General features: G+C 64.3%; 8 protein-coding genes. 6 read left to right on the forward strand and 2 right to left on the reverse strand.

Features of this window, described 5'->3' with window-relative positions; all coding sequences use genetic code 11:
- A partial coding sequence (locus ACXJ7R_RS16095) for a glycosyltransferase family 2 protein (protein WP_457152699.1) occupies positions 1–668 on the reverse strand: 668 nt, incomplete at its 3' end.
- A 171-nt stretch (positions 669–839) separates the two neighbouring features.
- On the opposite strand from ACXJ7R_RS16095, the gene ACXJ7R_RS16100 reads away from it, so the two are divergent.
- Genes ACXJ7R_RS16100 through ACXJ7R_RS16110 form a run of 3 tightly spaced genes read left to right on the forward strand, consistent with a single transcriptional unit; the run spans position 840 to position 3,723 of the window.
- Positions 840–2,012: a glycosyltransferase family 4 protein gene (locus ACXJ7R_RS16100; protein ID WP_457152700.1), complete on the forward strand. Its 1,173-nt coding sequence runs from the start codon at positions 840–842 to the stop codon at positions 2,010–2,012.
- The gene (locus ACXJ7R_RS16105) at positions 2,009–2,803 is read left to right on the forward strand and encodes a WecB/TagA/CpsF family glycosyltransferase (RefSeq protein WP_457152701.1); all 795 of its coding nucleotides are present in this window, start codon (positions 2,009–2,011) and stop codon (positions 2,801–2,803) included. Before ACXJ7R_RS16100 ends, ACXJ7R_RS16105 begins: the two co-directional genes overlap by 4 nt.
- Positions 2,800–3,723, forward strand: a complete 924-nt coding sequence (locus ACXJ7R_RS16110; RefSeq protein WP_457152702.1) for a DUF6492 family protein — start codon at positions 2,800–2,802, stop codon at positions 3,721–3,723. Before ACXJ7R_RS16105 ends, ACXJ7R_RS16110 begins: the two co-directional genes overlap by 4 nt.
- A 96-nt stretch (positions 3,724–3,819) precedes the next feature.
- Here the strand turns inward: ACXJ7R_RS16110 and ACXJ7R_RS16115 are convergent, their stop codons facing one another.
- The gene (locus ACXJ7R_RS16115) at positions 3,820–5,118 is read right to left on the reverse strand and encodes a lipopolysaccharide biosynthesis protein (protein ID WP_457152703.1); all 1,299 of its coding nucleotides are present in this window, start codon (positions 5,116–5,118) and stop codon (positions 3,820–3,822) included.
- A 200-nt stretch (positions 5,119–5,318) separates the two neighbouring features.
- On the opposite strand from ACXJ7R_RS16115, the gene ACXJ7R_RS16120 reads away from it, so the two are divergent.
- From ACXJ7R_RS16120 to ACXJ7R_RS16130, 3 genes are all read left to right on the forward strand, one after another.
- The gene (locus tag ACXJ7R_RS16120) at positions 5,319–8,003 is read left to right on the forward strand and encodes a Wzz/FepE/Etk N-terminal domain-containing protein (RefSeq protein WP_457152704.1); all 2,685 of its coding nucleotides are present in this window, start codon (positions 5,319–5,321) and stop codon (positions 8,001–8,003) included.
- A 245-nt stretch (positions 8,004–8,248) separates the two neighbouring features.
- Positions 8,249–9,148, forward strand: coding sequence for a bifunctional methylenetetrahydrofolate dehydrogenase/methenyltetrahydrofolate cyclohydrolase FolD (folD, locus tag ACXJ7R_RS16125; RefSeq protein ID WP_457152705.1), 900 nt, complete (start codon positions 8,249–8,251; stop codon positions 9,146–9,148).
- A gap of 56 nt (positions 9,149–9,204) precedes the next feature.
- Positions 9,205–10,167, forward strand: coding sequence for a GlxA family transcriptional regulator (locus ACXJ7R_RS16130; protein WP_457152706.1), 963 nt, complete (start codon positions 9,205–9,207; stop codon positions 10,165–10,167).
- Positions 10,168–10,340 lie beyond the last annotated feature (173 nt).

Below are 10,340 nucleotides of genomic sequence, written 5' to 3' on the forward strand. Positions count from 1 at the left end.
AAGCCTCTCTGCGCGGACCGGCTGAGAAAATCGGAATCACCGCCGCCCATGAAGTTGAATTTCAGATCGAGAAATGGCGGACCCATGGCGATCAGAACGTTGCGTCCGACCAAAAGATTGCCGGACGAATAGAGCGCCGGCACGCGTCCAGTTTGCCGGTAGGGCGGCGCAAACACTGGATGCTCGGCCCATTTCGCATGGGCGGGGTCGGCAAAGTCGGGCACCTGCGGACCGCCGACGATATTGGCGCCTAGCGTTTCGGCCGCCGTGCACATCCGTTCCAGCCATTGCGGATCGGCGATCTCGTCATCATCGATGACCAGCAGATGCCTGAAGTTGGGGAATTGCAGGATCGCTGTCTGCCAGCCGGCATTGTAGGCGCTGCAATTGCCGCGCTGATGGGCGATGATGACCAGACCTGAAATCTCGCCGCGCTCGAACAGCGGCACCGCCGCCTTGGCGCCGGCACGCGCTTCGGCTTCATTTTCCATGACGATGACGGCGAAGCGCCGGCCGGTTTGCTGCGCACGCAGTGACGCCAGCGTTTCCAGCACCTGCTCGGGCCGCTTGAAGGTCGGCAAGGTGACGACGACTTCGACAGCCTGGACGTCAAGCCGGGGCGAGCGCCCCGCGATCGATACCGAACTGTCCGATGGCAAAGGGATCATCTGTGTCCAGCCACATGGTGAGTTGGGTTCTGGTAGCACCACGGTGATAAGGTTTCGTTAATCACCTTGTACGGAGAAGCCTGCCTGGCAGCGGCTTTCGCTCGTCGATTGTGCTCGCTTAATCAAGGGTTCACCGCACTTTGCTACCGGCTACACCACAGGATAGGTGAGATGCATCTGCTGTTCGCCACATCGATCGTGCCCGACGGCGCTCTTGCCTCGGGCTATGAAATAGCCAACGCTGCAATCATCGCTGCTTTGCGGCGAGCTGGCGCGCGCGTCACTGTCATCGGTTTCACCTGGCCGGGAAAACCCGCAGCCGATCCCGAAAACACCGTGGTGCTGGGTGCGATCGACGTGCGCACGGACAATGCCTCTGCACGACAAAAGCTGGCCTGGGTCGGCAAGGCGCTGCTCTCGGGCCTCACCTTCGCCTCGGTCAAGTTGCGCGCAGTGCCCGACAGCGACGTTCTCGCCGCGGTCGCACGCGCCGGTCCGTTCGACGGCTATGTGCTGAATTCCGTGCAGTTCGCCGGCGCCTTCGAAAAGCTGTTCGCCGACCGGCCCTCGATCTTCGTCGCCCACAATGTCGAGCATCTTTCGGCGCGGGAGAATGCCGCTGCCGCCGGCAGCCTCTTCCAGCGCCTGCTGTTTCGCCGCGAGGCGAAGTTGCTCGAGACCATGGAAGAGCGTCTCTGCCGCCGCGCGCGCTTCATCTTCACGCTGGCCGAGGAAGACCGTGCGGCACTCGGTGTCGCCTCCGACGACCGCTCGGCGGTGCTGCCTTTGGTGACGGGCGCGCAGCCGCCGACCGAGGTAGCTTTGCGCCGGATCGATTGCGAGGCAGCGCTGATCGGCACCTGGACCTGGCAGCCGAACCGTATCGGCCTGGACTGGTTCCTGGGCAAGGTGGTGCCGCATCTGCGGCCCGGTTTCCGCATTCGCATCGCCGGCAGCATGCCTTCGGGCGTCACGTCGAAGCATCCCGGTGTCGAATTCGTCGGCCGTGTGCCGGATGCGCAGGCTTTCGTGCGCAGTGCTGCCGTCATCCCGCTGATCAGCACCGCCGGCAGCGGCGTCCAGTTGAAGACCATCGAGACCTTCGAACTCGGCCTGCCCTCCGTCGCCACCAGCCGCTCGCTGCGCGGCATCGATCATCGCCCGGCCAATTGCGTCGTCACCGACGATCCGGCCGATTTTGCCCGGGCCCTGGAGGCCGCGGCAGCTGTCATCCACGATGTCGACGGCAGCGCTTTCCGTCGGTCGCAGGTCAGGGCGCTCGATGCCGCCATCCGGCTCGGCCTCGAAAAGCTCGGGCCGGTCAGGCAGGAGGCGTTTGCATGAACATGCATGCCGCCCGCACCCCGTCGGGGCTCGACACCTCGAAGACGATCCTCGGTATCCCGGTGCTCGCGATCCGCTGGAACGATGCGGTCGGCCTGCTGAACCGCCTGATTGCCGAGCGGCGCTTCACCAAGGTCAGTTTCCTCAACGCCCACAACGCTAACCTCGCCTCCACCGACCCGGTCTTTGCCGACGCGCTCGATGATTTCCTCATCCTGCCCGACGGCATCGGTGTCGATCTGGCGGCGAAACTTCTTTATGGAGCGCCGTTTCCAGACAACCTCAACGGCACCGACTTCGTCCCCGCCTTCCTGCAGGCCTCGACGACGCCCCTGACGGTCGGGCTGCTCGGCGCGACGCGCGTCAATGCCGAAGCTGCGTCGGCCAAGCTTGCAGCACTTGCCGTGCAGCACAGCTTCGTGGTCATCCATGACGGCTATTTCTCGCCGGCCGAGGAGGCGGGAATAGTCGATCGGATCGAGAAATTGCGGCCGGACGTGCTGCTCGTGGCCATGGGCGTGCCGCGCCAGGAATTGTGGATCGCACGCCATATCGACGCGCGTCACTGCACGCTGCCGATCGCCGTCGGCGCATTGCTCGATTTTCTCAGCGGCGCGGTGCCGCGGGCGCCCTTGTGGATGCGCCGGCTGCGGCTCGAATGGCTGTTTCGGCTGGCCGTCGAACCCGGTCGCTTGTGGCGCCGCTACGTGGTCGGCAATCCCTTGTTCCTGCTGCGCGTTGTCAGGCAGAAACTCTCGCGCATACCGGAAGCTGCGGGAGACATCCATTGAACAGCCGGTTCGTCCCAGGCGCCGCGATCGAGCCAAGCTCGCTTCGGCAGGTACCGACGGCGGCAATAGTGACGGCAAGCTATGCGCCGGATTTCGAGCGTTGCCGGCTGTTATGCGAAACGCTTGACCGCCACGTCTCGGGCGCGGCGCACCACTATATCCTGGTCGAACATCGCGATATCAAGCTTTTCCGTCAGTTGGAGAACGACCGTCGCAGCATCGTCGATGAGCGGGAATTGCTGCCGCGTTGGCTGCATGCCTTCGACGATCCGCTCAGCCTGTTTCGCCGGCGTGTCTGGCTCAGCCTGAAGACGCAGCCGTTGCGCGGCTGGCACGTGCAGCAATTGCGCCGTATCGCGATCGCCGCGCACGCCAGCGAAGACGTCCTGATCTTCTGCGATTCCGACGTCGCCTTCCTCAAACCTTTCGACTGCGGCGCCTTCTGGCGCGAGGGCAAGGCGCGGCTGTTCCGCCGCGACGGGATGCTGGCGGACGAGGGGCATGAGGAGCATCGCATCTGGTCGCGCAACGCCGGTGCGGCACTCGGTATCGACCCCTCCCGGACATCGGTCCATGACTATATTTCGACGCTGATCGCGTGGCGGCGTGACACCGTGCTGGCCATGTGCGGCGAGATCGAGAAGGTCCATGCGCGTGGCTGGGTCGAGGTTGTCGGCTCGGCGCGCAAGTTCTCCGAATGCATGATCTACGGCCGCTATGTCGACGATCTGCTGGAGGGTGCCGGCCACTTCCACGCTTCGGAGGAGTTCTGCCGAGTCCACTGGGCCGGGCAAGCGCTGTCGGACGACGAGTTCCGCCGCTTCGTCGCCGCCATGGCACCGGAGCAGGTGGCAATCGGCATGCAGTCTTTCATAGGCACCGATATCGGCCGCATCCGCCGTCTGATCGGGCTCAACTAAAGGCCGGATCCTGAAAGCGGGCCGGGTTGCCGTCCGCAATTGCGTCAAAGCTGGGGAGATAGGGTGGTTCTGCGTTTCTGTGAACGGTGAACCGCCCTAGACCGGCTTTGCCGGCTTGCGCATCGCYGAATAGGTGAGCAGCGTTGAGGCAAGATACAGAAGCAGGAAGACGACGTTGAGCGACAGCACCAGGTTCGGCGTGTCGAGGATGGTCGTCAGCACATAAGTCAGCAGCACCGCCTTCAGCCCGGCAAGCAGGCCGAGATTGAGCGCCCGCACCAGCGTCTGGCCGCGGGCGAACAGCAGCTCCGCTTGGTATTCGACCAGATTGCGCAGTCCCGGGACGCAGATCGCCAGCGCCACCAGAGGAGCGGCCTCGGCGACGTTCTTGCCGAGCGCATTGGGGAAGAAATGCAGCACGATGCCAAGCGTCAGCAGCGCCAGCGTCGAGACAGCGAAAACGCCGCCTTCGATGCCGCTCTTGACCGCCAGCCGTGACAGAAGCTCCGGCGCGCGCATCATGCGCTGCACCAGCATCATCGAGAAGGTGCGGATCGGAATGGCCGTCAGGTCGACCAGCCGCATGATGATGGCGTAGATACCGGCCAGATGCGGTCCGCCGATCGCCAGGACCAGTAGTTTGTCGAACTCCATCTGCAGATAAAACAGCACTTCGGCCCCGGCCACGTAGATGGAGTCAGCCAGTCGCCGAAGATAAAGCTCGATGCGCAGCCGCAAACGCTGGCGCGGGTAGAAGAAGCCGAAGGCAATCAGCAACGAGGCGGCATTGGCGCCGATATAGAACCACGACCATATCCAGACGCTGTGTTGCGCCCAGAACATGAACAGCACCGCGCCGAGCGCCCGCAGCGCCGTCGCCAGGATGGCCAGCAGCGCGGCGCGGCCGAACTTGCCCAGGCCGTTGTTGACGATCAGCGCCACCTCCACTGGCCGCCACAACAGGGCTTCGGCAAAGACGATTGCCGCAAACACCGACAGCGGCACGGTGTCGGCGAAGAAGATCAGGTAAACGCCGAACGAGGCCGCGGCCAACAGCGGCAGCGACAGCAGGCCGAGCAGCAGGAAGCCGGCGGTGAAGGTGCCGATCAGATTGGGGCGGATGGTGGCGGTGCGATAGAGTGCCGAGATGAAGCCGAAGGCGAGAATGCGCGACAGCATGACGCCGGCCGCCGATGCGGTTGCGAACATGCCGAACTCGGAAATCGACAGCGTGTTGGCCAGCGCGATGAAATAGGCGAGTGAAAACACCAGCCGCCCGCCAGCGCCGCTGATCGCCGAGAAATAGTCGCGCAGCAGGCCCCGTCGTTCGGCCAAAAAAATGCCGATCCGGGCGAGGGTAGGCCGCCTTTGCGGTATGTCACTGGCTTGCGTCATATCTCCAGGGAGAGCTTAGGTCGGAAAACTTAACGTGCCGTTCTGGAGTCCAGGGGCGTGTTGAAAAATAGGTACTGGCGGAGGGAGAAACGGGGGCTTCGGCGGGCGAAAATTAACCTTTTGTTTTCCATGCCTGTTTAGCGTGGCTTAACGAATGGCGAAGCGCCGTTTGCAGGCCGCCAAGGGTAAAGCTCCAGACGATGGTCGACAGGGAAAACCGTGAAGACTGGAAGCGCGAGCGTTCACTGCTGGCGCTTGGCAAGGCTGTGCGTGGCGACGACGAACCCGACGCGTCCCTGGTCTCGATCGGGGACCGGGCGGACCCGTCATGGCGCGAGGATGCCGCCACGCGTCATCGTCTCGCCCGGTCACAGCGCGAAGCGCGGACGAGCCCTTCGCAGCGCGAGGCGCTGTCGAATTCGAAGCTGCCGGATGCCGTTGCAACAGATGGATATCAGGCTGGCTATGAGCCAGCTTCGTCTGCGCAGGTGCCGCCTGAAGGCGGTCGATCCGCTGACGATTATTCAGCAACCAGGTCGGCATCATCGGACTACGCGCAAACCACGTCACGGTCTGCTGAAACCGCAGGCACCACCTATCGCCCCGATCGCATATCCGAACCTTACCATTCAGGCGACGCGCGGGCGTCCCGCAACGACGGCGCGGACAGCCAGCAATGGAAGCCGCTGATCGATCCGATGCAGGTCGTCCGTGGCGTTGGCAAGTCGAAGCTGCTGATCGTGGCGACGACGATATTGGGTGCCGGGCTCGGCATCGCCATCGCGCTGTCGACGCCGAAGAAATACGAAGCCACCACAGAACTGATCGTCGATCCGCGCGACCTGAAGCTCACCGACCGCGACCTCACCCAGTCGGTCGTCGCCTCCGATGCCACGCTGGCCATCGTCGAAAACCAGGTTCGGGTGCTGACGTCCGGCACCGTTTTGAACAAAGTCGTCGACAAGCTCAATCTCGTCAACGATCCGGAATTCAATGGGCAGGGCAGTGGCGGCCTCAGCGTCATGTCGCTCATCCGCTCCATCCTGTCGCGCCACGACGGGCCGGGTGGTGTCGACGAGACCCGCCGCCGGGCGCTTACTGTCGGCAATCTGGGCGAAAGCCTTTCAGTCGAGCGCGGCGGCAAGACCTTCGTCATCACCGTCAGCGCCACCACGCAGAATGGCGAGAAATCGGCTCTCATCGCCAACACGATGACGGATGTCTTCCTGCAGACCTTCGGTCAGATCCAGTCCGATACCGCCGGCCGCGCCACCGACGAACTGACGGCCAGGCTTGATGAATTGCGCAAGGGCGTCGAGGCGGCCGAACGCAAGGTCGAGGATTTCAGGGCCACGCACGACCTCGTCGACGCGCAGGGCCACCTCATCAGCGACGACGAGATGCTGAAGCTCAACGAGCAGCTGTCGGTTGCGCGCGCCCGCACGCTGGAACTCAACGCCCGGGCCGCTTCGGCGCGTTCGGTCGACGTCAACTCGGTTCTCACCGGCACCTTGCCGGAGGAGATCAACTCCAACACGATGAGCGATCTGCGTTCGCAATATGCGTCACTCAAGCAGGAGGCCGACCGCGCCGCCATCCGGTTCGGTCCGCGGCACCCCGAACTCCAGGCGCTCAATGCCCAGCTTGCCGGCGCACGCGACCGCATCGCCGCGGAACTGCGTCGCATCGGCTCGTCGCTGCAGGTCGACCTCAAGCGCGCGGTCCATCTCGAACAGGATCTCGCCTCTCGTCTGGCGCAGCTGAAGGTTCGCAGCGGCGACGTCAACAGCGACCTGGTGTCGATGCGCGAACTGGAGCGCGAGGCCGCCGCCAAGCGTTCCGTCTATGAACAGTATCTGCTGCGCGCCAAGGAGACGGGCGAGCAGAAAGACATCAACACCGCCAACATCAATGTGATCTCGAAGGCCTTCGCGCCGCTCGAGCCGAACGGGCCGTCGCGGGTCGTGGTGGCGCTTGCCGGCCTGCTGCTGGGCTTTGCCTCCGGCGTTGGCCTCGGCGCCATGCGTGGCGCCTATGAGAGCTTGCGTGACACCGCGACATCGCGCTCGCGCCGCGACCGCAGCATGGACGAACGCCGGACGCCTTACGACGACAAGGCATATCAGGCAGCACCGCCGCCGCCAAAACCACCTGCACCGCAGCCGGCGGCACCGCCACCACCGCCACCTGCACCGCCCCCGCCACCGCCTGCACCACCCGCGCCTGTTCAACAGGCTGACGTCACGCCGACCGAAGGTCCCGGTCGGATCAGTGCGTTGCTGTCGAAGCTGCGCAAGGCCATGTCCCGCAAGCAGTCCCCGCAGGACACCATCGATGCCGGTGAGTGGGTCTCATCCTTTGCCGAAGGGAAGCCAACGGAAGATCTGACGCACCCCGCCTATTCCCAGTCGGCAGCGGCCTTTGCGCCCCTGCCGTCGGCCGCGGCAGCCTATCCACCACCGCCTTTCCGGCCCGGCGGCCATGTTCCCTATCCGCAACAGACAGCGCAGCCGCCATTGCCTCCCCACATGATGCCGCAGCGATCGTATTCGGGTCCGCAGGCCTATCCCTATGGGCAGCCGTTAGGCCTTCCGCAGGCGCAGCACTGGCAGGTGCCGCAGCAGCCGGGCTATCCCTACCCGCAGCCCATGCCCGATGCCGGGCAGATGTCTTATCCGCCCCACCCCGCTTCCGCGCCTTATCCGCAACAGCCCACCGCGCCGCAGCAGGCGGCTCAGCCCGACGAGCCATCGGTGGAGGCGCCCCGGGCGGCGGAGGATGTCGAACGGCACGCCCCGATCGACGAAATCCGCGCCAGCCTGCGCGAATTCCGCGAAGCCGTCCGCGAACTTACCGAGACCCGCGCGCGCCGCCGCTACTTCTGAGCCACAAAATAAGTCGCGCTGCCGAACAAAAACATGCCGGTTTCGCGTAAACGGCATGGGACGGCGCTTTGACGGGATTGCGTGTTGGAATTTTCGTGAAAATGCCGCGCTGCATGGTGCCGAAGGCACGCTTCCGAGTTTGATCGGGGCGCGCGGTTTCGCGGCATGCGTCAGACAAGGATCCAGGGTGCCGCATTCATGTTTTCGATGCGGCCGTTTGGGCGGAACGGTGTTGAGGGTGGTCCATGGCCGAAGTGATTGATGGGAAGAGCGTCGCCGAAGACGTGGTGCGGACGGTTAAGACCCTGACGGCCGAACTTGTCGCGAAAGGCAAGGCCAAACCCGGTCTTGCCGTGGTCATCGTCGGTGAGGATCCGGCCAGCCAGGTCTATGTCGCTTCCAAGTCGCGCACCGCCAAGGAATGCGGCTTTCATTCCGTCCAGCACACGCTGCCGGCCGAAACCTCCGAGCCGGCATTACTGAAGATCATCGGTGATCTCAACGCCGATCCGGCCATCAACGGCATCCTGGTGCAGCTTCCGCTGCCCGCCCATATCGACGCCGGCAAGATCATCCAGACCATCGCGCCGGAAAAGGATGTCGATGGCTTTCATTTCATCAATGTCGGCAAGCTCGGCACCGGCGAACTCGAGACCGCCTTCGTGCCTTGCACGCCGGCCGGCTCAATGCTCCTGATCGAGCGCGTGCGCGGCAAGGACCTGTCCGGCCTCAACGCGGTCGTCGTCGGCCGCTCCAACATCGTCGGCAAGCCGATGGCCAACCTCCTGCTTGCCGCCAACTGCACCGTCACCATCGCCCACAGCCGCACCAGGGATTTGCCGGCGCTTGCCCGCACCGCCGACATTCTCGTCGCGGCGGTCGGTCGGCCGGAGATGATCAAGGGTGATTRGGTGAAGCCCGGCGCCACGGTCATCGATGTCGGTATCAACCGCATTCCGGCGCCGGAAAAGGGCGAGGGCAAGTCGCGCCTCGTCGGCGATGTCGCCTATGCCGAAGCGGCGAAGGCCGCCGGCGCCATTACGCCGGTGCCCGGTGGTGTCGGCCCGATGACCATTGCCATGCTGATGGCCAATACGTTAGCCTCTGCCTACCTCGCGGCCGGATTGAAACGGCCGTCCTTCTGACCCACCAGAAAGCCGCAGCTTTGCCGAACCCAACTGTTCCTGTAGAACGGCCGGTCATGACGGATCCCGTTCAAGGCGGCCGGCAGTTCGCTTTCCTGCTGGTCGACAAGTTCTCGATGTTCTCGCTGGCCGCGGCGATCGATACGTTCCGGTCGGCGAACCGGTTGCTTGGCCGCGACTTCTATGGCTGGACGACCGTCTCCGCGGATGGCGATCCGGTGATGGCCTCCAACGGCCTGCCGCTGAAGATCGACTATGCCGTTGCCGACCTGCCGCCGGTCGACATCCTCTTCGTCTCGGTCGGACTGACGACGGAATTTCCCGGCAAGAGCAAGGTGCTGGCGGCGCTGCGCAGCTGGGGCCGGCGCGGCAACGCGCTCGGTGCGCTGTCGGTCGGCTCCTACCTGCTTGCCGAGGCCGGCCAGCTCGAAGGCTATCGCTGCACCATCCATTGGGAAAACCGCGCCGGCTTCGTCGAACGCTTCCCCGACATCAACTGCACGGGCAACGTCTTCGAGATCGACCGCAAGCGCTACACATGCGCCGGCGGCACCACCTCGATCGACCTGATGCTGGAGATCGTGCGCGGCGATTTCGGCTCCAACCTCGCCAATGGCGTCGCCAACCAGTTCCAGCACGAGCGCATCCGCTCGGCCGGCGACCGCCAGCGTGTCGGGCCGGAACGCGATCTCACGGGCAAGTCGGAGAAGCTCAGGCGCATTGTCGAACTGATGGCCGACCACCTCGATGAGCCGCTGTCGGCGGTGCAGCTGGCCAAATCCGCCGGCCTGTCGGTGCGCCAGGTCGAGCGCCTGTTCCTACGCCATCTCAGCGTCACGCCGGGCCRCTATTACATGCGGCTGCGGCTGGAGCGGGCGCGCGAATTGCTGCGCCAGACCAACATGCCGATCCTCGACGTGGCGATCGCCACGGGCTTCACCTCGCATTCCTATTTTGCCCAGAGCTACCGGCTGCAATTCGGTAGGCCGCCCTCGGAAGAGCGCCGCACGACCTACTGAGCGGAGATTTTCGCTTCCGCTCAAAAGTTTGACATTCCGTCCCCTCCCAGCCGCGCCCGGCCTTGTGTCCTGACGCTGCGTCAAATAGTTTCCCGCCCGGATCGGGGCGGATTTGAGGAGATTTCGATGGCGGGATTTGCACGGAGCGTCGCTGCGGCGATCCTCCTTTTGTC

The sequence above is a fragment of the Mesorhizobium sp. P5_C1 genome (assembly GCF_054049815.1).

What these genes read in the sequence shown, in the direction of transcription:
- ACXJ7R_RS16105 (WP_457152701.1), top strand. Translation starts at nt 2,009, where the DNA reads ATGAACATGCATGCCGCCCGCACCCCGTCGGGGCTCGACACCTCGAAG.
- ACXJ7R_RS16100 (WP_457152700.1), top strand. Translation starts at nt 840, where the DNA reads ATGCATCTGCTGTTCGCCACATCGATCGTGCCCGACGGCGCTCTTGCC.
- ACXJ7R_RS16120 (WP_457152704.1), top strand. Translation starts at nt 5,319, where the DNA reads ATGGTCGACAGGGAAAACCGTGAAGACTGGAAGCGCGAGCGTTCACTG.